This is a genomic window from Kribbella sp. NBC_01510, from assembly GCF_045040325.1.
Classification (GTDB): Bacteria; Actinomycetota; Actinomycetes; order Propionibacteriales; family Kribbellaceae; genus Kribbella.
Map to the genome: position 1 here is coordinate 2,217,455 of NZ_CP109418.1, position 22,872 is coordinate 2,240,326.

The window sequence follows — 22,872 nt, forward strand, 5'->3', positions numbered from 1 at the left end:
CGGGACACTATGCCGATCCGGTGGACTGGTGAGGTCAGACTGAGGTTGTGACCGAGTCGCTGCTGCTCAACGGTGAACCTCTGCGGACCGTCGACCCGGGGTTGCTGAGAGCAATCAGCTACGGGCACTTCACCTCGATGCAGGTCCGCGCCGGCGCGGTGCACGGTCTCGACCTGCACTTCGAGCGTCTCGACCGCAGCGCCCGGGAGGTGTTCGGTCAGCCGCTCCCCGCCGACCGCGTCGAAGCCGATCTCCGCGCAGCCCTCGAGCACGCCGGCTCCAGCGACCTGTCCCTCCGCGTCAACGTCTTCAGCACCACGGAGTTACAGCTACTCATCCGCGTGAGCCCGCCGATCGGGCCCGGCGTGCAACCGCCGCGACTGCTGGCGTTCGAGCACCAGCGTGCCCTTCCGCATCTCAAGCACACCGGCTCCTTCGACCTCACGTACTACGGCCGCCAGGCGGGGCTCGCCGGGTACGACGACGCCGTCTTCCACACCACCTCCGGCGAGATCTCCGAAGCCTCGATCTGGAATATCTGCTTCGCCCGCGGCACCACGATCGTGTTCCCGTCCGCCCCGGTCCTCCCCGGCATCCGCCAGCAAACCCTCCAACGCGGCCTCACCACCTTCGACACGACCTCGGTCGGCCTGACCGACCTCCCGTCGTACGACGCTGCCTACCTGACCAACTCGATCGACCCGGCCCTCCCGGTCGCCTCGATCACGGCGGGCCCGGACACGACGTCGTACGCACCGCATCCGGAGTCGGCGGAGCTGATCGCGATCGCCTACGCGGCAGAGCCGGCTCAGGAGATCTAGCCGCGCTCGGACCACCAGCGTTGGAGCGCTTCGCGGGCTTGCTCGTCGCCGAGAGGGCCCTGGTCGAGGCGGAGGTTCATCAGGAACTTGTAGGCCTCACCGACCTCGCGGCCCGGTGGGATGCCGAGGATCTCCATGATCTGGTTGCCGTCCAGGTCGGGGCGGAGCGCGTCGAGTTCCTCCTGCTCGCGGAGCCGGTCGATCCGCTCCTCGAGATCGTCGTACGCCGCCCGCAGCATCTCGGCCTTGCGCCGGTTGCGCGTCGTGCAGTCGGCACGGGTGAGGACGTGCAGTCGCTCGAGCTGGTCGCCGGCGTCGCGGACATAACGCCGTACGGCCGAGTCGTTCCACTCGCCACCGCTGTATCCGTGGAAGCGCAGGTGGAGCTCGATCAGCTTGCTGACCTGGTCGATCTGCTCGTTGCTGAACCGCAGCGCCTTCATCCGCTTCCGGGCGAGTTTGGCGCCGACCACGTCGTGGTGATGGAAGGTCACCTTGCCCGCGTCCTCGAACCGCCGGGTCTTCGGTTTGCCGATGTCGTGGATCAACGCAGCGAACCGAACGACGAAATCCGGCGTCGGAACAGATAGACGGGATTCCAGATCGATGGCCTGATCGAGGACGGTGAGCGAGTGCTGGTACACGTCTTTGTGCCGGTGGTGCTCGTCTCGCTCCAGCTTGAGCGCGGGCAGCTCGGGCAGCACGTGGTCGGCCAGGCCGGTGGTCACCAGCAGGTCGAGGCCGATCCGCGGGTGGTCGGCGCAGATCAGCTTGATCAGCTCGTCGCGGACCCGTTCGGCCGACACGATCGTGATCCGGTCGGCCATCGCGGTCATCGCGGCCACCACCGCCGGGTCGGGCGTGAAGCCGAGCTGTGCCGCGAACCGGGCCGCCCGCATCATCCGCAGCGGATCGTCGGAGAACGAGTCCTCCGGAGTACCAGGGGTCCGGATCCGCTGGTTCGCGACGTCCGCGATCCCGCCGTACGGATCGACGAATTCGTGCGACGGCAGCCGGACCGCCATCGCGTTCATCGCGAAGTCGCGCCGGGCCAGGTCGCCCTCGAGGCTGTCGCCGTACGAGACCTCCGGCTTGCGCGACGTGGGATCGTAGGACTCCGACCTGTAGGTCGTGATCTCCAGAACCCACTCACCCTTACGACAGCCGATGGTGCCGAACGCCTTGCCGATGTCCCAGACGTGGTCCGCCCAGCCGGCCAGCAACCGCTCCACGACGTCCGGGTGGGCTGACGTGGCGAAGTCCAGATCCTTGCTCCCCCGGCCCAGCAGAATGTCCCGGACGGGACCGCCTACGAGCGCGATCTCGTGGCCGGCCCGGTCGAATCGCGACCCGAGTTCGTCCACCACCGGCGCGATCTCCAGGAGCGCCTGGACGCCTCGCCGCTGGACGGCGGACAACGATCCGGCGGAGGCTGACTGGTCGGCAAAGGGTGACACGGGGAACTAGGTTACGGTGACGGCGTGTTCAGACGGCGACTGAGGCTCTCCGCGGCGGCGGGTGCGGGCCTGCTGATCGCTGCGACGGCAGCGACTCTCGGCACCCCGCCGACCGTCGCGGCGCCTGTCGACGACCCGGTCGTCCAGGTCACCATCGACTCCTTCGGACCGGTCGCCCCGACGCCCGGCGAGGACGTGCTGATCAAGGGCACCGTCCGCAACACCAGCACCGAGACGCTCGACGCACCGCAGGCGCTGGCCTGTATCGACCGGACCCACCGCCTGTCCACGGCCGCCGAGATCGCCGCCGTCTCCGCCGAGCAGGACGTCGCGATGAACGACCGGAACAGCTGCAGCCGGATGACGACTCCGGACACCGGCGTGTTCCAGCAGTACGACGCCCCGCTGGCACCGAACGCATCGCTGCAGTTCAGCCTCAAGGTCCCGTGGAACGAGTGGCGCATCAGCCACCAGACCGGGGTCTATGTAGTCGGCGTCGTGGTCCGCGGGACGCCGCAAGGTGAGGAGCGGCTCACTGTCGGTCGCGCCCGCACCCTGATGCCGGTGATCGGTGACCAGCCCCTGACCCGCATGGTGAACACCGCACTGATCATTCCGTTGCAGCACCGGCCGACGCAGCTCGGCGGCAAGCGGTTCACCAATGAGTCGCTGGCCGAGTCGATGGCGCCGAACGGCCGGCTCGGCCGGCTGCTGGCCCTCGGCAACGGGCGCAAGGTCACCTGGCTGGTCGACCCCGCGACGCTCGACGAGGCTCGCAGGATCGTCAAGGACGGGTACGACGTCGGTGCAGGCGGCACGCCCACCCCCGGTGCCGGCCGGGTCGTCGTGGACGCCTGGCTGAAAGCGTTCGACGCCAGCCGGGCCAGCGGCAACCAGGTCGTCCTGCTCCCGTACGGCGATCCGGACATCGCCGGCCTGCTGGACGCCGGCGACCAGCTCAAGGAGCTGGTCTACGACGCGCGGAGAACCACCGAGAGATTCAGCCTCCCGCCCGGCTTCACCAACGGTCTCTGGCTGGAGGGCGGCGCCGCCGCCAGCCGCTACCTCGGACCCGCCTCCCGAGGCTTCCCAGGGGCGTCCGACGACGACCTGAACCTGGTCGGCAGCGGCTCCTGGCCGGCCGTCGAGCGCGCTGGTCTGACGACCACCTCACCGGTGTACGACATTCGAACGCCGGAGGCTCCGTGGGACACGGTGCGCACCGTGGTGGCCGACTCCGCGCTGACGGCGGGCGGCCCGGATCCGGACACCGGCGAGAACCCGATCCAGGTCCGGCAGCGGTTCGCGGCCGAGACCGCGCTGATCGCCGCAAGTGGCAAGGGCAGCGCTTCGGTGGTCGCCGTACCGCCCCGTGGCTGGGACTCCACCGGTCGCGCCACCGCCGCCCTGGCCGGAGACCTGTCGCTGCGGTGGATCAACGCCACCAGCGTCAAGCAGGTCGTGGCCGGCACGCCGAGACCGCCGGTCATCAAGGCCCCGGCCGCGCCGCGGTCCAACGCGATCATGAGCTCCGACCAGCTGGACGGCGTCAAGCAGCTCGATCAGGCCACCACCACGTTCAAGGACCTGCTGACCAACCCCGCCGAGGACCTGCCGGAGGCCATGCCGCAGGCGTTGCTCCGCTCGGCGTCGATCAGCTGGCGCGGATTCCCGGACGAGGCCAAGCGCTTCGCCGCGGTCGAGCTCGGCTCGGTGAACCTGCAGCTGTCCAAGGTGCACCTGGTCAACAACGCGGTGAACGGCGAGCACAGGGAGATCAAGGTCAACCTGGCCGGCAGCAAGGGCACCTTCCCGCTGACCATCACCAACGACACCGACTGGTCCGTCCGGGTCGGCATCGTGGTCTCCCCGACGAACCGGACCGACCTGCGGATCGAACCGCAGCAGACCAGGATCCTGGCGCCGAAGCAGAAGTTCACCCCCCGGATCAACGCGAGCGCCGAGCAGAACGGCCTGATCCGGGCGAGCGCCCAGGTGATCACCGGCTCCGGCCGCCCGGTCGGCAAGTCCCAGGAGCTGCTGATCCAGGCCAGCCAGTACGGCAGCGTCGGGTGGATCCTGGTCGGCGCCGCCTGCGCACTGCTCTTCGGTACGTCGTTCGTCCGCATCTACCGGCGGATCCGCACCGAACGCCGGCATCCGTCACCGGCTCCGTCGTCGGAGCCGGCGGTGGACGAGCAGGCCACCCCGGACGCCTTGCACCCCGAGCCGCTGGACCCACCGTCCGCCGACGCCCCAGCCGGTGGATCGCTGAGAGAAGGAGTCGGTTCGAAGGATGGCTGACCGCACCCTGCGCTCCGCGGGGGTGATGGCAGCCGGAACGGTGCTGTCACGCCTGCTCGGATTCGTCCGGATCGCCCTGCTTGCGGCCGCGATCGGCACCGCGTTGCGCGGCGACATCTTCACCGCCGCGAACACCATCCCGAACAGCCTCTACATCCTGCTGGCCGGCGGTGTCTTCAACACCGTGCTGGTCCCGCAACTGGTCCGCGCGATCAAGAACCACGACGACGGCGGCCAGGACTTCACCAACCGGCTGCTGACCTTCGGCTTCGTCGTCCTGGCGGTGGTGACGGTCGGGTGTGTGCTGCTGGCACCTGCGATCGCCGGGCTGTACATGCCGGAAGAGCTGAAGGACCCGTCCCGCGCGCCCGAGCGGGAAGCGATGGTGATGTTCGTCCGGCTCTGCCTGCCGCAGATCTTCTTCTACGGCGCGTTCGTGCTGGTCGGCCAGGTGCTGAACGCGCGGCGCCGGTTCGGCCCGATGATGTGGGCGCCGATCGCGAACAACGTCGTCGCCTGCGCCTCGATCGTCATCTTCCTGATGATCTACCGGACCGGCGATCCGCCGGCCACCTTCAGCCACGGCGAGGAGCTGCTGCTCGGACTCGGGCACACGTTCGGCATCGCCGTACAGCTGCTGGTGCTGCTGCCGTACCTGCGGGCCAGCGGGCACACCTACCGGACGAAGTTCGGTCTGCGCGGCACCGGGCTCGGTCACACTGCCCGATTGGGCATCTGGACAGTTCTTTTCGTCGTGGTGAACCAGGTGACGCTGGTGGTTGTCACCCGGCTCGCGATCGCCGGTAGCGCGTCGCACGACCCGGGTGCCAAGGCCGGTCTGTTCGCCTACAGCACCGCGATGCTGATCATCCTGGTGCCGCACGGCATCGTCACGGTCTCGCTCGCGACGGCCGCGCTGCCGCAGATGTCCGCGCTCGCGGCCGACGGCGATGTGACCGAGGTCGAGCGGCTGTCGGCCCGATCGATCCGGCAGACGCTGGCCATCGTCGTCCCCGCGGCGGCCGCGATGATCGCGTTCGCGTACCCGATCGTCACGGTGATCGCCGGCTACGGCTCCGGCAAGGACAACCTGACGCTGATGTCGTACACCCTGGTGACCCTCGCGCTGGGCATCGTCCCGTTCACGATCCAGTACTTCCAGCTGCGCACCTTCTACGCCTTTGAGGACACCCGGACGCCGTTCTTCCTGCAATGCGTGATCGCGGCGACGAACATCGCGGCGGCCCTGATCGGGGTTCGGGTGCTGCTGGACCCGCAGCACCTCCGGTTCAGCGGCGTGGTCCTGGGTGCGGCGTACGCGCTCGCCTACCTGGTCGCCGTGCTGATGTCCCGGCCGGTGCTGCGGCGGAAGGTGCCGCGCGTGCCCGGCGCCGGGATCGGGCTGCCGCTGCTCGCGATGGTGATCGCCGCTGTGCTCGGCGCCGCCGCCGGCCGCATCGCGCTCGAGTTGCTCGGCCTGGCCGTCGACTGGTCCGGACCGATCGGCGCGATCCTCCAACTGGCGGTCGCGGCCGCCGTGATGCTGCCGGTGTACGCCGGGGTGGCGAGGGTACTCCGCATCCACGAAGTGAACGACGTGGTGGCCGTGGTCACACGGAAACTGCCCGGCCGCCGCTGAACCGGGGTGCTTGTGCACTCGTGCACCACTTGTCGGGTCAGGGGGGCACTAGCATGGGGGCTGCTAACGGACTCCCGCCGACAGGGTCCGGAGTGGCAGACGCAGGCCGACCAGTGCATCGAGGAGGGCGAGAGACACCGTGTCGAACCAGACCGTCAGTCCTGGTGCCCTGCTCGCCGGCCGCTACCGGATCGCCGAGTTACTGGCGGAGATCGACGGTGCGCGGGTATGGCGGGCAGTGGACGAGGTACTCAGCCGGGCCGTCGTCGTGGACGTCCTGCCGGTCGGCGATCCCAGGACCAACCTGCTCTTCGACGCCGCCCGGCGGGCCGCCGCGGCGGCCGACCCGCGCTTCCTTCGCGTGCTCGACTGTGACATGCACGACGGCGTCACGTACTGCGTCCGCGAGTGGGCCGGCGGCCGGCCCCTCGAGCGGATGCTCGGCACCGGCCCCTTGACCGGGCAGCAAGCGGGCTGGCTGGCCCGCGAGGTCTCCGAAGCGCTCGAGAACCTGCACCGCACCGGCCTCGCGCACGGCTCCATCAGTCCCTCGACCGTCGTGGTCACGGACGCGGGCGCGATCAAGGTCGTCGGCCTCGCCACCGAAGCGGCGCTGCGGTCGTCCGGCCCCGGCTCGCCCGAGCAGGACGTGCACGCGCTCGGAGAGCTGCTGTTCGCTTCGCTCACCGGTCGCTGGCCCGGCCCGGCGCCGGCCTGGGGCCTGCAGCCCGCGCCGGTCGAGCACGGCCGGCTGCTCAGTCCCCGCCAGGTGCGAGCGGGCGTCCCGCGCTCGCTCGACGACATCTGCGACCGGCTGCTGAGCAATCCGCCACGCCACCACGCCCCGCTGATCACCAGCGCCGCCGGCCTGTCCGCGGCACTGTCCGGCGTCGTCGGCAGCTCGCACGAGCCGCCGAACCAGATGGACGAGACCGTCCAGGTCGCCCGGCAGAACGGCAGCATCGACGACGCCACCCAGGTCGTCCCCGAGACGCCGCCGCCGGCGCTCGACCCGACCCCACCGGTCTACGAGTCGGCGTACCAGTCGGACAACGGGCACCAGCAGCACTCGGCGTACACGACCGCGCCCGAGACCCGGCCGCTCCGGCGCCAGCCACCGCCCCCGTCGAACGGGAACGGCCGGCGCCGCGCCGACGAGCCGAAGCCGAAGGGCTCCTGGGGTGGCCGGATCCTGATCCTGCTCGCCGTCCTGGCGCTGCTCTCGGTGGTCGCGATGGCGCAGTTCCTGCTCAAGGGCGCGATGAACAACGACCAGGGCAGCGGCGACAGCAACAAGACGACCAACGCGCCGCAGACCAGCACGACGCCGTCGGCGACGGGCGGGGTGGCCAAGATCGTCAGCGCCAAGGACTTCGACCCGCTGCCCGACGGCAATGGCAGCGAACATCCGGACGACGTGGGCAATACCTATGACGGCAAGACAAGTACGACCTGGACCACCCAGTCGTACAGCCGGCCGAACCTCGGGGGCCAGAAGCCGGGCGTCGGCATCATCTACAACCTGGGTGCTCCGACCACGGTGTCCAAGGTGCAGGTCACGCTCAAGGGCGACGGCTCCAGCGTGCAGCTGATGATCCCGAAGGACGACACCAGCACGTCGCCGGGCGCGGTCAGCGGGTGGAAGCCGGTCGCCACCGAAGAGGACCAGCCCGAGGGTACGGTGACTCTTACCCCCTCGGCGCCGACCGAGACGCAGTACGTTCTGGTCTGGCTGACCAAGCTGCCGAAGGAAGACGGCGGCAAGTACCGGGGCACGATCTCGGAGGTCACAATCCAGAAATGACGGCTCACCTGGACTCGGGCCCCACGCCGCCGCCCCGGTCGGACCTACCTCGGATCGGCGCGGCCGAGCCTGCCACGCACGGTGGGCCGCCGACGAGCTACGACCAGCTCGACGACCACGAACTGCTGCGGCTGCACGTGGCCGGCAATCCGGACTCGTTCGGGTTCCTGGTCAAGCGGCACCGGGACCGGATGTGGGCCGTCGCGATCCGCACCCTCGGCGAGCCCGAGGAGGCCGCGGACGCGCTGCAGGAGGCGTTCATCTCGGCGTTCCGCCGGGCCGACTCGTTCCGCGGTGACGCGAAGGTGACCACCTGGCTGCACCGGATCGTGGTGAACGCGTGCCTGGACCGGATCCGCCGGCGCCAGGTGCGGGCCGCCGACCCGCTGCCGGAGGACGAGGACCGCGCCGCCGAGCTGGCCGGACCGGCCGAGGACGACCCGGCCGAGGTCCGCGAACGCCGGCTGGACGTGCTGAACGCGCTCAAGCAGATCAACTCCGACCAGCGCAGTGCCCTCGTCCTGGTCGACATGGAGGGCTACTCGATCGAGGAGGCGGCGGCGATCCTCGGCTGCGCCCCCGGCACGGTGAAGTCCCGCTGTGCCCGCGGCCGCGCCCGGCTGCTGCCGCTGCTCAAGCACTGGCAGACGACCCGGGCCGGTTCCGCCGATGCCGGCGTACCGGAGAAAGCCGCGGCCGAAACGGTGGGAACCGAATGAGTGGGTACTCCGTCGAAGCGAAGTCGCCTACCTGCGACTCAGCCTCCATGCCTCTACCCGGAGCACTCTGATGATCACACCGCGTTCCTCCCATGAGGGGGCGAGTTCCCGATGACCGATTCCGGTCTTCCGACCAGTGAGCACCTCGAGCACCTGGACACGGACACCATCGCCGACCTGATCGAGAATCTGCTGCCCGCACCCGAGGCGCATCGCGCTCGTGAACACGTGAAGGCTTGTCCGGACTGCCAGCAGACGTACGACGCCCTGGTCCAGCTGTCCGAGGATCTCGCCGACGAGGGCCGGGAGGACATCCCGATGCCGACCGACGTCGCCGAGCACCTGGACGCGGTCATCGTCTCGGAGTCCGTGCTGCGCGCGTCGACCGTCGGTGTGCACTCGCTGGCGCAGATCCGCGAGGAGCCCCGCCGGCACCTGCCCAAGCTGCTGGGTGCTGCCGCGGCCGTCGTGCTGGTGGCGGCGATCGGCGTCGGTGTGGTGATCACCACCAAGGACCAGGCCGGCGACAACGCCGCCAACACCAACCCGACCGCGCTGCCGAGCGGCGTTCCGACGATGAGTACGAACGACATCGGCCCGCAGGCCCAGCACTGGCTGGAGAGCAGCAAGGACCCCGTGCTGCACGGCTCGGCGACCGAGCTGGCCTGCGCCCGCGTGTTCGCGGCCGGCCGGCCGAACCCGCAGCTCCGGCTGGTCCAGCCCGCCAAGATCGACGGCAAGCGCGCGGTCCTGATCGGCGTGCAGGGTGGATCGGCCCGCGACATCCAGGTCTTCGCGGTCACCGGATGTAGCGACCCAGGTGGCGTCGCCAGCCCGTTCTACGACACCTCGGTGACACTGCGCAATCGCTGAGATCGCAATGCGGTGCCACGGCCTCGTGATGGGTACCGTGGGAATGGTCGGCCTCTAGGATCCGTTGAGTACGACGTACCAGAAGTCTCGACGACACGAGGAACGCCTGCATGAGCGACTCCACAGTCCGCAACGTCATCATCGTCGGCTCCGGCCCGGCCGGTTACACGGCCGCCGTGTACGCCGCGCGCGCCCGGCTCGAACCGTTGGTGTTCGAGGGCTCGGTGACCGCGGGTGGCGCGTTGATGACCACCACCGAGGTCGAGAACTTCCCCGGTTTCGCCGAGGGCATCATGGGCCCGGCGCTGATGGACGAGATGCGCACCCAGACCGAGCGTTTCGGCGCCGAGCTGGTGCCGGACGACATCGTGTCCGTGGACCTGACCGGCGACATCAAGGTCGTCACCGACTCGGCGGGCACCCAGCACCGGGCGAAGACAGTGATCCTGGCGATGGGCTCCGGCTACCGTAAGCTCGGCCTGTCCGACGAGGACCGGATGTCCGGCCATGGCGTGTCCTGGTGTGCGACGTGTGACGGGTTCTTCTTCCGCGAGCAGGAGATCGCCGTCGTCGGCGGTGGCGACTCGGCCGTCGAGGAGGCCACCTTCCTGACCCGGTTCGGCAAGAAGGTCACGCTGGTGCACCGCCGCGACGAGCTGCGCGCCTCGAAGATCATGGCCGACCGCGCGTTCGCGAACGACAAGATCGAGTTCGCCTGGAACTCCGAGGTCGCCGCGATCCACGGTGAGGACAAGCTGACCGGCGTCACCCTGCGGGACACCGTGACCGGTGACACCCGGGAGCTGCCGGTGACCGGCCTGTTCATCGCGATCGGGCACGACCCGCGCTCCGAGCTGGTGAAGGGTCAGGTGCGCCTGGACGAGGAGGGCTACGTCCTCGTCAAGGAAGGCAGCACCGAGACCAACGTGCCGGGTGTCTTCGCCGCCGGCGACCTGGTGGACCACACCTACCGGCAGGCGATCACCGCGGCCGGCACCGGCTGTGCGGCCGCCTTGGACGCCGAGCGCTTCCTGGCCACCCTCGAGGACGCCGAGACGGCCACGGCCGCCCGTGACACCAGCGCCGCGACCACTCAGCCTGTCTCCGTCTGAACCTCACAACCACTGAAGGAGTTACGCCCGTGGGCGAGAAGATGAACGCCGTCACCGACGCCGAGTTCGACCAGACCGTACTGAAGAGCGACAAGCCGGTGCTGGTCGACTTCTGGGCCGAGTGGTGCGGGCCGTGCCGCCAGGTCTCCCCGATCCTGGAGGAGCTGGCGCAGGACCACAGCGACAAGCTCACGTTCCTGAAGATGAACGTGGACGAGAACCCGGTCACCCCGAGCAACTACCGCGTCACCGGTATCCCTACCATCAACGTCTACGTGAACGGTGAGCTCGCCAAGTCCATCGTCGGCGCCAAGCCGAAGGCCGCGCTGCTGAAGGAACTGGCAGACTTCACGGCCTGATCCGTACGACACCTCCGACCGCCACGGCAAGGAGCCTTTTCATGGAAGCCCCCCACGGCGTGTACAGGATCGGCGACAGCGGTGAGGCTGTCGCCGAGATCGTCGGCAAGCTGCAGCGGCTCGGGCTGCTGGCCGGCGGTCACGACGTCTACGACGAAGCGACCGCGCACGCTGTCCGGGGGTTCCAGCAGGAACGCGGGCTGATGATCGACGGGATCGTCGGCCCGCAGACGTACCGGGCGATCGACGACGCGCGCTGGCGGCTGGGCGACCGGCTGCTGACCTACGTGCCGGCGCACCCGTTGACCGGTGACGACGTGCTCGCGCTGCAGGCGAAGCTGCAGGAGCTCGGGTTCGCGGTCGCCCGGATCGACGGGATCTTCGCGGCGGACACCCAGCGCGCGGTGACCGACTTCCAGCGGAACATGGGCCTGCCGGGCGACGGCACGTGCGGCCCGTCGACGTTCAAGGCACTGCAGCGGATCCGGCCGATGGCGACCGGTGGCCGGCCGGACGCCCTGCGCGCCTCCGAGGCCGTTCGCGCCGCCGGACCACGGCTGTCCGGGAAGACCGTGGTGATCGATCCTGGCCACGGTGGTTTCGACCACGGCTGGGAGGGCTTCGGCCTGCGCGAGTCCGACGTCGCGTACGACCTCGCCGCCCGGATCGAGGGTCGCCTGGGTGCGACCGGCGTACGCGCGTACTTGTCGCGTGGGCGTGATCAGGGACCGGACGAGCTGGCGCGGGCCGCGTTCGCGAACGAGACGGACGCGAACCTGTGTGTCTCGCTGCACACCGACGGGTCGATGAACCCGGAGGCCCAGGGCGTCGCGACGTACTACTACGGCAACGACCTGCACGGCGCCTCGTCGAGCGTGGGTGAGCAGTTCGCCGGTCTCGTGCAACGCGAGATCGTCGCCCGCACCGACCTGCTGAACTGCCGCACCCACGCCAAGACCTGGGACCTGCTCCGGCGCACCAAGATGCCCGCGGTCCGGCTGGAGATCGGCTACGTCACCAATCCGCACGACTCCGCCCGCCTGGCCGACCCGGCCTTCCGGGACGTCATCGCGGAGGCGATCGTCGTCGCCATCCAGCGCGTGTACCTTCCGCCGGACCAGGACGCCGCCACCGGCATGCTCCGGTTCGGCCAGCTCACGGTCTAGTTCTCCTTCTCCAGCGCGATCTTCGGGAGCACCCGGTCGAGCCGGCGCGGCAGCCACCAGGCGCGGTCGCCGAACAGGCGCAGTACGGCGGGGACGATGACGCAGCGGATCAGTAGCGCGTCCAGCAGCACCGCCGTCGCGAGGCCGAGTCCGAACTGTTTCAGCATCCGGTCCGGGCTGAGCAGGAACGCGCCGAACACCACGATCATGATCGCGGCCGCCGCCGTGATCACACTGCCCGTGGTCGCCAGCCCTTCCCGCACAGCCTCCCGAGCATCCCTGGTACGACGCCACTCCTCATGGATCCGCGAGACGAGGAAGACCTCGTAGTCCATCGACAACCCGAAGACGATCGCGAAGATCATCACCGGTACGAACGCCTCGATCGGACCGGACTGCGCCCCGAACCAGCCCTGCTGGAACACCAGCGTGATCACTCCCAGCGAAGCACCGATGCTGAGCAGGTTGAGCAGCGCCGCCTTCAACGGGATCAGGATCGACCGGAACACCACCATCAGCAGCAGCGCCGACAATCCGACCACCACGAGCACGAAGATCGGCAGCCGCTTGCTCACCGCCGACGCGAAGTCGTCGGCCGCCGCGGTCGCACCACCGACCAGGTACGTCGCGCTGGTCTGCGACTCGAGGGCCGGCAGGGTCTGGTCCCGCAGCCGGTTCACGAGATCGCTGGTCGCGGCGTCCTGCGGTGCCGACTTCGGGAACGCGAGGACGGTCGCGATCTTGCCGTCCGGCGTCAGTTGCGGCGGCGTGACGGCGGCAATGCCCGGATCGGCCGCCAGCGTCTGCCCGAGTCGCTGAGCCGCGGCCTGGTCTCCCTCGGAGACCACCACGAGCGGACCGTTGAAGCCGGGCCCGAAGCCGTCCGCCAGCAGGTCGTACGCCTTCCGGCTCGTCTTGGCCGGGTCGTCCGTACCCGCGTCCGCGAACCCGAGCCGCATGTTCAACGCCGGCAGCGACAAGGCGATGAGCGCGACCGTCCCGAGCACCAACGGCACCCACGGTCCACGCTGCACCGCGGCCGCCAGCCGCCGCCAGCCGTCACCGGGCGTACGGCGCTTCTTCGCGGCGTGCTTGCGGACACTCCGCTCGATCCGCTTCCCGAACAGCGTCAGCAGCGCCGGCAACAAGCTCACCGCGGCCAGCATCGTCGTCAGCACGGTCAGCGTGACTCCGAGCGCGACGCCTTGCAGTGAACCGAGTCCCAGCGCCAGCAGACCCAGCAGCGCGATCACCACCGTGCAGCCGGCGAACATCACCGATCGGCCGGCGGTGTCGAGGGCGATCATCGACGCGGTCTCCCGATCGGTGCCGTCCTTGAGCAACTCATGGCGAGAGCGCGAGAAGATCAGCAACGCGTAGTCGATGCCCACACCGAGACCGACCAGCATCATCACCGGCGCCGTATAGCTGGGCACGGTGAACAGGTGCGACGCGAGGACCAGCAGGCCGAGCGTGCTCCCCACCGCGAACACGGCGGTCAGCAGCGGAAGAGTTGCCGCGAGCAACGACCCGAACAGGAACACCAGGATCACCAGCGCGGCCAGAATGCCGGCGCCCTCGGAGGCGCCACCCGAACTGTCCGCGGCGGACCGGGCCAGATCACCACCGACCTCGACCTGGAATCCAGGGCGGGCGAAGTCCTGAGCCCGGTGGATGATCGTCCGCACGTCCTCCACCGGCATATCCGCGACGGCGACGTCCAGGCTGACCGTGGAGTACGCCGTCCGGCCGTCCTGCGAGAGTGATCCCGGAGCGGTGAAGGGGTCGGCGACCGAGGCGACGTGCGGGAGGTCCCGGACCACGGCCAGCATCGAGGCGACCCGGGGCTTCTCGGCCGGCAGTCCGCCGTCGGCACGCACGACGATCTGCACCGAGGCCGTCTCCCCTTGCGGCTGATGCGCACGGAAGATGTCGGTGACCCGCTGGGAGTCGGTGCCGGGCAGCGAGGTGTCGTTCTTGTACCGGTCGCCGACCACGGTCGACGCCGCGGTGACGGCGACGAGGGCGACCACCCAGAGCGCCAGCGCGAGACCGGCGTGCCGCATCGACCAGCCGGACACCCGGTGCAGCAGGCCGGAGCGTCCACCCTCCTTCCCGGGCGGTCGTCGTACGGGGGTGTCCACGGTCATCGCCGGGCCTCCTCAGCTGTCGATATAAGTAGATTGACTACATGTTGCCTCTCGACAGTAGCAGGCATATGAGTAGACTGGCTACATGAAGGCGGATGCGCTGCGTGGACACCTCGACCCGATGATCCTGGCGGTCGTCGAGGACGAGCCCTTGCACGGCTACGCGATCATGGAGGCGCTGCTGGAGCGGAGCGGCGGCGAGCTCGACCTGCCGACCGGGACGCTCTACCCCGCGCTGCGGCGGCTGGAGCGGGCCGGTTACCTGGCCAGCGAATGGAGCACGGTCGGTGGCCGGAAGCGCCGTACGTATCAGCTCACCAGCGCCGGCACGAAGATGCTTGCCTCAGGCAAGCAGGAGTGGGTGACCTTCCGGGCTGTGGTGGAAGGGGTGCTACGCCCGGGCCAGGCGTAGGACACGGCCGGCCTGGAGGCCGACGAGGAGCAGCGGCAGTACGACGAAACTCCCGACGATGCCGAAGGCGGGTACGTCGGGCGGGTGCGGGCTGGTCGCCGCCATGCCGACTCCGATCGCACTGATGACGGCCGCGCTCGCCAGGGCGAACAACGCCGTGACCCGGCTGACATGATCCCGGACGAGCGGGTAACGCATGCCGACGCCGGCCGCGATGACTGCCAGGACCGCACCGGCGATCGCCACCATGCCGATGCCCCGGACCAGCGTCTGGAGGAAGTCGTTCAGCACGTTCGGCTGACTCGGCTCCTGGTTCCAGCTCCAGACCCCGTCCTGCCAGACGATCGGCTGCGCGATCAGCACCAGGAACAGCAGCATCGCGGTCCGCCGGCTCTGGCTGACCGCGAGCTCGGCCCGGTACCCCGGCGCGACCTCGGACAGCTCACCGAAGTCGGCCACGGCCTCCCGCTCGGCCTGCTCGCGATCCAGACCGTCGGCCTCGAAGGCCTCGGTCGCATCGGTCAGGTGGTCACGCGCCTCGGCCAGCAGGTCTGCCTTCCGGCGACGCGGACCGGCGAGCGACTTGCTCAGCGCGGCCAGGTACTCGTCGACCGGCGTGCGGGTGCTTACGCGGCTGGACACGCCTCCCAGTATGGGTCCCCCCGGATCCGATCACGTCCGGGGTCCCACTGAATCTCCCCTGACCTTGGCCTGTCCGGCCGCCTTCCGGCGATGCTGCAGGATGAAGAATCCGATGTAGGAGATCACGACGATCGCGAATCCGATCTTCTCGACGGTCGGCGTCGCGCCCTCCGGCCACAGCTTGCCGTCCAGGTAGTGCTCGATATAGCCGGCCGGGTACGGCGTCTCTCCCCCGCGGCGGCGGAAGTACTTCTCGGTCGCGGTGACCGGGCAGCCGAAGTCGACCAGCACGATGACGATGTTCCACACAACGATGGCCAGGTGCGCCCAGATCAGCTTGGGCCAGCGCCAGGCGAGGAAGCCGCCGATCAGGAAGAACACCAGCAGGGCGCCGTGCACCACCATCACGACGTCGGCGAGGAAGCGCCAGATCATGATGGCCCTGCCGTCAGGTGGCCGAGTCGCGGGTGAGGCCGTCCCGGACCGTGACCGGCGCGGGCGGTGAGTGCTCGGGCCGGATCGCGCCCATCAGCCGCTCCACCGCGGCCTCCATCTCACTGCGCCAGGTGATCGCCGAGCGCAGGTCGAGCCGGAGCCGGGGATTGCGTGGATGCTCGCGGACGACGCCGAAGCCGACCGCTCGGAGGAACTCGGTCGGCCAGACGCAGCCCGGCCCGTCCCAGCGGGAGTCGCCGAACGCCTCGACGGCCCGGAACCCGCGCTTCAGCACGTCCTTCGCGACCGCCTGGACGAGGATCTTCCCCAGCCCGAGCCCCAGGTAGCGCGGCTGGATCCGGCCGGTCGCGAGGACGACGGCATCCGGACTGACCGGCGCGGTCGGGAACGCCTGGATCCTCGGCAGGTACGCCGCCGGCGCATACACCGCGAACCCGGCCGGCCCGTCGTCGACGTACAGCACGACACCCGCGGTACCCCAGTCGAGCAGGAGCTGGGAGAGCCAGGCCTCCTTCTCCAGGCCGGTGTCGCCGTTGCGGTCGGCCTGCCTGGCGGCGACCGGGTCGAGCTCCCAGAACACACAGTCACGGCACGCCATCGGTAGCTCGTCGAGATTGGCGAGCGTGAGCGGTTCGAGCCGTCGAGCCATCAGCGCGTCCGATCCGCGGTGCAGCGCGTCCGGTCGGCCGGTGTGCTGGTTGTTAGGTTCGTCACGATCGGTATCACTTGATGACTCATCGAGTAGCCGGCTCCGGTGCCGGAGTCCGTGCGCCAGGTGTCACCGCCGCCTCCGGAGCGACGTACCGCTGTTGCACTTTCGCGGCGGGTTGCCGCCTGAACAGTTCGCCCGCGAACCCGGCCAGCACGCCCAGCAGCAGTCCACCGAGTGCCACGCCGGCTGTCTTGCCCACGCTCATCCGATCCGCCTTCCGGTTCCACCTCTCAGGCCGCACCGCCCCGCGTCACCGGCTGCGACTGTCTCAGCAGCCAGATGGCGGCATGGTCGAACCTGCCCCTATAAGGCATGGTAGTGAGAGGTCGCGCCGATCCACAGCCCGGACACAACTCGGGTCGCTCGACGTAACCTGGTGACTTCCCCCTCGATTCACCGTTGGAGTGGCCCCCGTGAGTGCTGACGTGCCCGATGTCCGGCAGACCCGCCTCGACAACTACGTCGACCGGTACGCGGCACGGACCAAGGGCATGACCGCATCGGAGATCAGGGCGCTCTTCTCGGTCGCCAGCCGGCCCGAGGTGGTCTCTCTCGCGGGCGGTATGCCGAACATCGGCGGCCTGCCGCTGGACGTGGTCGGCGGCGCGGTCCGGGACCTGGCGATCGACAACGGCGCCACCGCGATGCAGTACGGCTCCGGTCAGGGTGATCCGGCCCTCCGCGACCAGATCTGCGACGTGATGCGGCTCGAGGGGATCGACGCCCACCCGGACGACGTGGTGATCACGGTCGGCAGCCAGCAGGCGGTCGATCTGGTGACCCGGGTGTTCTGCGATCCGGGCGATGTGGTGATCTGCGAGGCTCCGTCGTACGTCGGTGCCCTCGGGGTGTTCCGTGCGTACCAGTGCGAGGTCGTCCACGTGGCGATGGACGACGACGGTGTCGTGCCGGAGGCGCTGGAGCAGGCGATCACCGCGGTGCGCGCGGCCGGCAAGCGGATCAAGTTCTTCTACACGATCCCGAACTTCCACAACCCGGCCGGAGTCTCGCTGTCCGACGAGCGCCGGCGGCGGGTGCTGGAGATCTGTCAGCGCGCGGATCTGCTGGTGCTGGAGGACAACCCGTACGGCCTGCTCGGCTTCGACGGTGAGCCGCAGCGTGCGTTGCGGGCCGACGACCGCGAGGGTGTCATCTACCTCGGCTCGTTCTCGAAGACGTTCGCGCCGGGCTTCCGGGTCGGCTGGGCGGTCGCGCCGCACGCCGTCCGCGAAAAGCTTGTGCTGGCACAGGAATCGGCGACCCTGTGCCCGCCGGTCTTCAGCCAGCTGGCGATCTCGTCGTACCTGACCCGGCACGACTGGCTCGGGCAGGTGAAGCAGTTCCGCGAGATGTACCGGGAGCGCCGGGACGCAATGCTGGCGGCCCTGACCGAAAAGATGCCTGCGGCAACGACCTGGACCAGGCCGGGCGGCGGGTTCTATGTCTGGCTCACCCTGCCGGACGGCCTGGACGCGAAGGCGATGCTGCCGCGGGCGGTCACCGCCCGGGTCGCGTACGTGCCCGGGACCGCCTTCTTCGCCGACGGTTTCGGCTCCCAGTGCATGCGGTTGTCGTACTGTCATCCGACGCCCGCGCGGATCACCGAAGGGGTCGGCCGGCTGGCCGCGGTGATCCACGAGGAACTCGAACTGCGGGAGACATTCGGCCCGCTGACACCGGGTCCGGGGCGGGACTACGACGCCCCTGGGCCGGAGCTGAGCTAGGGGTCCTGCGCAAAGGTTGCGCAATGGATCTCCGGGCGCCCGGGGGGTAGCTGAGACGGTCGCGGTACCGTTCCAGTGGGCCTCGGGACCGGCGACCGTGCCGGAGTCGCCCACGAGTGATCGGGATATTTGTGATGAGTGATCTGGGTCGAGTGCTGGTACTGGCAGGCGGACTGTCACACGAGCGGGATGTCTCGCTCCGGTCCGGCCGGCGGGTTGCCGACGCCCTGCGCAGTGTGGGTGTCGAGGTCGAGCAGCGTGACGTCGACGCCAATCTGGTCGAACGGCTCCGCGAAGATCCGCCGGACGCGGTCTTCCCGGTCCTCCACGGCGTCACCGGCGAGGACGGCGCGCTCCGCCAGGTCCTCGACCTGTACGGCGTTCCGTACGTCGGAGCCGACGCGGCGGCGTGCCGGACGGCCTTCGACAAGCCCGTCGCCTCCACGATGGTCGGGACGGCCGGACTGCACACGCCGGCCTCCGTGGTGCTCGGGCACGAAACGTTCCGCGAGCTCGGTGCGGCGGCGCTGATGGCGGCGGTGATCGACCAGGTCGGCCTGCCGCTGGTGGTGAAGCCGGCCCGCGGCGGTTCGGCGCTGGGTGCGTCGATCGTGCGGTCGGCCGAGGAACTGCCGTCGGCGATGGTGAACTGCTACGCGTACGGACCGGTGGCGTTGATCGAGCAGTACATCGACGGGACCGAGGTGGCCGTGACCGTGGTCGACACCGGGGATGGACCGAGAGCCCTGCCGGCGGTGGAGATCCGGCCGGACTCCGGGTTCTACGACTACGAGGCGCGGTACACGGCCGGCGCGACGCAGTTCGTCGTACCGGCTCGGTTGGATGCCTCGGTGGCGGGCGCGTGTGCGTCCGCGGCTGTCGCGGCGCATCAGGCGCTGGGGCTGCGGGATCTGTCCCGGTCCGACCTGGTGGTCGATGCGGCCGGTGTGCCGTGGTTCCTCGAGGTGAACGTGGCGCCGGGGATGACGGAGACCTCGCTGGTGCCGCTCGCCGCCGAGGCCGCGGGGATCGAGCTGGGTGTGCTGTGCCGCGACCTGCTGGCTGCCGCCGCGGCACGTTGAGGTCTTGATGGCTGAGCGACCGCTGTGGCGGACGATCCTGACGCCGCGGTGGTCCGGGCTGCTCCTGCTCGCGTTGGCGATCGCCGCGGTGATGTCGGCAATGGGCGTCTGGCAGCTGGACGTGTACCGGTCGAAGACCGACGCCGCGACGGCCAAGCAGGCTGATGCCGCGCCGGTCGCGTTGCAGTCGCTGTTCTCCATCGACGAGGGTTTGCCGTCGAAGGCTGTCGGCCGCCGCGTGACGGTGAACGGGACATGGGGGCCGGCCGCCGACCAGCTCTTCATCGCCGATCGCCGCCAGGGCACGGCAGACGGCTTCTGGGTGGTGACTCCACTGAAGGTCGCGTCCGCCGGCTCCGGCTCGGCTGCCGGTGCGGTGATGGTGGTCCGGGGCTGGGTGCCGGCGGTGTCCGATCCGGCCGCCGCCGCGCCGTCCGGTCCTGTTTCGCTCACGGGCACTGTGACGGCCTCCGAGGCGGAGGACTCTTCGGACGACGCTGCCAAGGGCCGCGTGCTGTCATCGCTCCGGATCCCCACGATCGTGCACCTCGTCGACTATCGGGTGTACGACGCCTTCGTGATCCAGTCGTCGGTCGACTCAGGCGTCGTACCTTCACCGGCGCCGGCCGTCGTACAACCGCCGGCTCCGCCGACGGACCACGCCGGACTGCGGAACATTGCGTATGCCTTCCAGTGGTGGGTTTTCGCGGCCTTCACGCTGTGGATGTGGTGGCGGATGGTGCTGGACGCACATCGGACCCCTGCCGAGCCGGATCCCGATTCCACCGAGGCGGAGTCCGGGGACGACCAGGCCGGGGAGCCTGTGGAGCCAAGCGGTACCGTTTCAGCGTGACTTCCTCAGCCGATCCCGCCACTTCCGCCAGCCCGCAGCCGCTGACCCCGGCCGTCCGGGGTGCCCTCATCCGGTACCGCGTGATCGCGTACGTCGTCGGCGTGATGCTCCTGCTGCTTGTGTTCGTCGCGATGCCGCTGAAGTACTTCGCCGACAGCCAGGGCGCGATGGACGTGATCGGTCCGCTCCATGGGTTCCTGTTCATGGTCTACCTGATCGGCACGTTCGACCTGTATCGCCGGGTCCGCTGGTCGTTCCCCCGCCTCGTGATGACGGCCCTGGCCGGCACCATCCCGTTCCTCTCGTTCTACGCGGAGCGGAAGACCACGCACGAACTGCTCGGCCGGTAATTGCCTTGGAGGCCCGGTCGTTCTGACCTAGCTTCAGGTCCGTGCCCAGCCTCCACGACATCACGCAGTCGAACCGCGCCAGCTGGAACCAGATCCACCACGCCCGCCCCGGCGAGCCCGCGGCGTTCTTCAGCTCCGGCGGCTCGGCCCTCGACGCGGACGAGATCGCCGCGGCCGGAGACGTATCCGGCCGGCGCGTGCTCCAGCTCGCCTGCTCCTGCGGCGATCACGCCCTGTCCTGGGCCTTGCTGGGCGCCAAGGTCACCGGCGTCGACATCTCCGAGGTCGCGGTCTCGATGGCCCGCGACAAGGCCGCCGCCACCGGTCTCGCGGTCGACTTCCGCCAAGCCGACATGCTCGACCTCCCAGCCGAACTGACCGGCTTCGATCTCATCTACCTGAGCTGGGGCGCCATCTGCTGGGTCCCTGACCTGGCCGTCTTCGCGCAACTCGTCGCCGACCGGCTGGCTCCAGGCGGGTCCGTCCTGCTCGCGGATCATCACCCGATCTGGGAAGTCCTCGCCGTCCGCGGCCCCAACCAGCTGGAAGTCACCGCCGACTACTTCGGCCGCTCCACACCCCGCGCCACCATCGACAACGCCAAACTCCCCACCGGCGCTCGCGACAACCCGACTGCCCCTGACTTCACCGCGTTCATCTGGCCGCCGAGCGACATCATCACGAGCCTGATGTCGGCCGGGCTCCACCGCGCCGTTTTCCGCGAGTCCCCCGCCGCCGACATGTACCCCCGGCCTCGGCCTCGCCGCGGCCCAACTCCCCGCCACCTACCTCATCAAAGCCACACGCAATGTTTCACATGAAACATCGCCGCGAGTCACCAAGTAGCTTTGTCGACAAATCCCGCGAGACCCCGATAGGTCCGTCACCCCAGAATTCCTCTGTGAACGCGATCCTCAGCAAACTCACCAGACCCGGGCAGCACCGGCACTCCCCACCCAACAGCTCAGCAACGCCGATACGCAGCCAGTGGCTGGGCCGAGTCGTGGGCCGTGGCTCGCGGCGGGCGGTTTCGTCAGCCCATCCACGACTCGGCGGCCATCCGGTCAATGGCTCGCTGCGAGCGTGGCGGCGCCCGGCACCCTCGGCTGCCTGGTGGCGTCGGCCGGATCGGGTGCACTCGCCGTGACCTGAGACAGCCGTCGGTGGGCAGGGACCTGAAATGTCACGTCCCCGGCGACCTGTTCCTATCTCAGCCACCCATTGGCCGCGCGACCTGCTCGCGCAGGGGTGAGGCGCTAGCTGTTCTGCTTGTTGGGGTCCATCAGGGTGACGATGCGTTCGAGGTCGTCGAGGGAGGCGAACTCGACGGTGATCTTCCCCTTGGTCTTACCGAGGTCTACCTTGACGCGGGTTTCGAAGCGGTCGGAGAGGCGGTCGGCCAGGTCGACGAGGCGTGGGGCGACCGGCTTGTTGCGGCGGCGCTGCGCCGGCGTCGGGTCATCGCCGTTCATGTCGCCCAGGGCAACGATCTCTTCGACCGTGCGCACCGAGAGGCCCTCGGCAACGATCCGCTGGGCCAGTCGCTCGATCGCGTCGCCGCTCGGCAGGCCGAGCAGAGCGCGGGCATGACCGGCGGACAGGACGCCGGCCGCGACCCGACGCTGGACTGACGCCGGGAGCTTCAGCAGCCGCAGCGTGTTGGAAATCTGCGGACGCGATCGACCGATGCGGGTGGCGAGCACCTCCTGGGTGCAGCCGAAGTCGTCGAGCATCTGCTGGTACGCCGCGGCCTCTTCGAGCGGGTTCAGCTGACTGCGGTGCAGGTTCTCCAGCAACGCGTCCCTGAGCATCACGTCGTCCTGGGTGTCCCGGACGATCGCGGGGATCGTGGTGAGGCCGGCCTGCTGCGTCGCCCGCCAGCGACGCTCGCCCATCACCAGTTCGTACTTGTCCTTCTCGAGCCGCCGGACGACGATCGGCTGCAGCAGCCCGATCTCCTTGACCGAGTGGACCAGCTCCTCCATCGCGTCCTCGTCGAAGACGCTGCGCGGCTGCTTCGGGTTCGGAGTGATCTTGTCGACGTCGATCTCCGCGAACTCAGCGCCCGGTACGGCGGCCAACTCGGGCGCCGACGGTGTCGCGATCGGCGGCGCTCCCGGAATCGAGTGGGACTTGCTGCCGAGCGTCGTACTGGTGCCGGGAGCCGGGTTGCTGGGAATCAGCGCACCTAGTCCACGTCCGAGTCGGGTGTTCATCGCGCTCCCTCGAGTTCGACA

At 69.4% G+C, this 22,872-nt stretch carries 22 protein-coding genes; 15 read left to right on the forward strand and 7 right to left on the reverse strand.

What is annotated here, in order from left to right:
- Positions 1-47: 47 nt before the first annotated feature.
- On the forward strand, positions 48-821 hold the full coding sequence (locus OG558_RS11050; RefSeq protein WP_405070131.1) for an aminotransferase class IV: 774 nt from the start codon (positions 48-50) through the stop codon (positions 819-821).
- Here OG558_RS11050 and OG558_RS11055 read toward each other — a convergent pair.
- Positions 818-2,239: a CCA tRNA nucleotidyltransferase gene (locus OG558_RS11055; protein ID WP_405072146.1), complete on the reverse strand. Its 1,422-nt coding sequence runs from the start codon at positions 2,237-2,239 to the stop codon at positions 818-820. The two genes, OG558_RS11050 and OG558_RS11055, sit on opposite strands and share 4 nt — an antisense overlap.
- Positions 2,240-2,302: 63 nt before the next feature.
- Between OG558_RS11055 and OG558_RS11060 the strand changes: the two genes are divergently transcribed.
- From OG558_RS11060 to OG558_RS11095, 8 genes are all read left to right on the forward strand, one after another.
- On the forward strand, positions 2,303-4,582 hold the full coding sequence (locus tag OG558_RS11060; RefSeq protein WP_405070132.1) for a DUF6049 family protein: 2,280 nt from the start codon (positions 2,303-2,305) through the stop codon (positions 4,580-4,582).
- Positions 4,575-6,221, forward strand: a complete 1,647-nt coding sequence (murJ, locus tag OG558_RS11065) for a murein biosynthesis integral membrane protein MurJ (RefSeq protein ID WP_405070133.1) — start codon at positions 4,575-4,577, stop codon at positions 6,219-6,221. Before OG558_RS11060 ends, murJ begins: the two co-directional genes overlap by 8 nt.
- A 139-nt stretch (positions 6,222-6,360) precedes the next feature.
- Complete coding sequence (locus tag OG558_RS11070; protein ID WP_405070134.1) at positions 6,361-8,025, forward strand: protein kinase family protein; 1,665 nt, start codon at positions 6,361-6,363, stop codon at positions 8,023-8,025.
- Positions 8,022-8,744, forward strand: a complete 723-nt coding sequence (sigM, locus tag OG558_RS11075) for an RNA polymerase sigma factor SigM (protein ID WP_405070135.1) — start codon at positions 8,022-8,024, stop codon at positions 8,742-8,744. The genes OG558_RS11070 and sigM overlap by 4 nt, the downstream gene beginning before the upstream one ends.
- A 111-nt stretch (positions 8,745-8,855) precedes the next feature.
- Entirely contained in the window at positions 8,856-9,617 is a 762-nt protein-coding gene (locus OG558_RS11080) for an anti-sigma factor family protein (RefSeq protein WP_405070136.1), read from the forward strand.
- A 110-nt stretch (positions 9,618-9,727) separates the two neighbouring features.
- Complete coding sequence (trxB, locus tag OG558_RS11085) at positions 9,728-10,729, forward strand: thioredoxin-disulfide reductase (protein ID WP_405070137.1); 1,002 nt, start codon at positions 9,728-9,730, stop codon at positions 10,727-10,729.
- A gap of 29 nt (positions 10,730-10,758) precedes the next feature.
- Complete coding sequence (gene trxA / locus OG558_RS11090) at positions 10,759-11,088, forward strand: thioredoxin (protein ID WP_328524840.1); 330 nt, start codon at positions 10,759-10,761, stop codon at positions 11,086-11,088.
- 41 nt (positions 11,089-11,129) lie between these two features.
- Positions 11,130-12,254, forward strand: a complete 1,125-nt coding sequence (locus tag OG558_RS11095) for an N-acetylmuramoyl-L-alanine amidase (protein ID WP_329483124.1) — start codon at positions 11,130-11,132, stop codon at positions 12,252-12,254.
- Here OG558_RS11095 and OG558_RS11100 read toward each other — a convergent pair.
- The gene (locus OG558_RS11100) at positions 12,251-14,404 is read right to left on the reverse strand and encodes an MMPL family transporter (protein WP_405070138.1); all 2,154 of its coding nucleotides are present in this window, start codon (positions 14,402-14,404) and stop codon (positions 12,251-12,253) included. The genes OG558_RS11095 and OG558_RS11100 overlap by 4 nt on opposite strands.
- Positions 14,405-14,489: 85 nt before the next feature.
- Between OG558_RS11100 and OG558_RS11105 the strand changes: the two genes are divergently transcribed.
- Complete coding sequence (locus OG558_RS11105; protein WP_329483126.1) at positions 14,490-14,816, forward strand: helix-turn-helix transcriptional regulator; 327 nt, start codon at positions 14,490-14,492, stop codon at positions 14,814-14,816.
- On the opposite strand, the gene OG558_RS11110 is transcribed toward OG558_RS11105, so the two are convergent.
- The 4 genes from OG558_RS11110 to OG558_RS11125 all read right to left on the reverse strand — a co-directional run bounded on the left by OG558_RS11110 (position 14,796) and on the right by OG558_RS11125 (position 16,831).
- The gene (locus OG558_RS11110) at positions 14,796-15,458 is read right to left on the reverse strand and encodes a permease prefix domain 1-containing protein (RefSeq protein WP_405070139.1); all 663 of its coding nucleotides are present in this window, start codon (positions 15,456-15,458) and stop codon (positions 14,796-14,798) included. The two genes, OG558_RS11105 and OG558_RS11110, sit on opposite strands and share 21 nt — an antisense overlap.
- 30 nt (positions 15,459-15,488) lie before the next feature.
- Positions 15,489-15,893: a DUF2784 domain-containing protein gene (locus OG558_RS11115; protein WP_405070140.1), complete on the reverse strand. Its 405-nt coding sequence runs from the start codon at positions 15,891-15,893 to the stop codon at positions 15,489-15,491.
- Between the two features lie 13 nt (positions 15,894-15,906).
- A complete protein-coding gene (locus OG558_RS11120; protein WP_329483129.1) occupies positions 15,907-16,563 on the reverse strand; it encodes a GNAT family N-acetyltransferase in 657 nt (218 codons plus the stop codon).
- An 85-nt stretch (positions 16,564-16,648) separates the two neighbouring features.
- Complete coding sequence (locus OG558_RS11125; protein WP_328524847.1) at positions 16,649-16,831, reverse strand: hypothetical protein; 183 nt, start codon at positions 16,829-16,831, stop codon at positions 16,649-16,651.
- 208 nt (positions 16,832-17,039) lie between these two features.
- On the opposite strand from OG558_RS11125, the gene OG558_RS11130 reads away from it, so the two are divergent.
- From OG558_RS11130 to OG558_RS11150, 5 genes are all read left to right on the forward strand, one after another.
- Positions 17,040-18,350: a PLP-dependent aminotransferase family protein gene (locus tag OG558_RS11130; RefSeq protein WP_329483130.1), complete on the forward strand. Its 1,311-nt coding sequence runs from the start codon at positions 17,040-17,042 to the stop codon at positions 18,348-18,350.
- Positions 18,351-18,484: 134 nt separating this feature from the next.
- Positions 18,485-19,432: a D-alanine--D-alanine ligase gene (locus OG558_RS11135; RefSeq protein ID WP_329483131.1), complete on the forward strand. Its 948-nt coding sequence runs from the start codon at positions 18,485-18,487 to the stop codon at positions 19,430-19,432.
- A gap of 7 nt (positions 19,433-19,439) precedes the next feature.
- Positions 19,440-20,285 (forward strand): SURF1 family protein, encoded by an 846-nt coding sequence (locus OG558_RS11140; RefSeq protein WP_405070141.1) that lies wholly within the window; start codon positions 19,440-19,442, stop codon positions 20,283-20,285.
- The gene (locus OG558_RS11145) at positions 20,282-20,635 is read left to right on the forward strand and encodes a DUF3817 domain-containing protein (RefSeq protein WP_405070143.1); all 354 of its coding nucleotides are present in this window, start codon (positions 20,282-20,284) and stop codon (positions 20,633-20,635) included. Before OG558_RS11140 ends, OG558_RS11145 begins: the two co-directional genes overlap by 4 nt.
- A 41-nt stretch (positions 20,636-20,676) precedes the next feature.
- Positions 20,677-21,456, forward strand: a complete 780-nt coding sequence (locus OG558_RS11150) for a class I SAM-dependent methyltransferase (RefSeq protein ID WP_405070144.1) — start codon at positions 20,677-20,679, stop codon at positions 21,454-21,456.
- Between the two features lie 435 nt (positions 21,457-21,891).
- Here OG558_RS11150 and OG558_RS11155 read toward each other — a convergent pair whose 3' ends face one another.
- Positions 21,892-22,851, reverse strand: coding sequence for a ParB/RepB/Spo0J family partition protein (locus OG558_RS11155; RefSeq protein WP_329483135.1), 960 nt, complete (start codon positions 22,849-22,851; stop codon positions 21,892-21,894).
- Positions 22,852-22,872 lie beyond the last annotated feature (21 nt).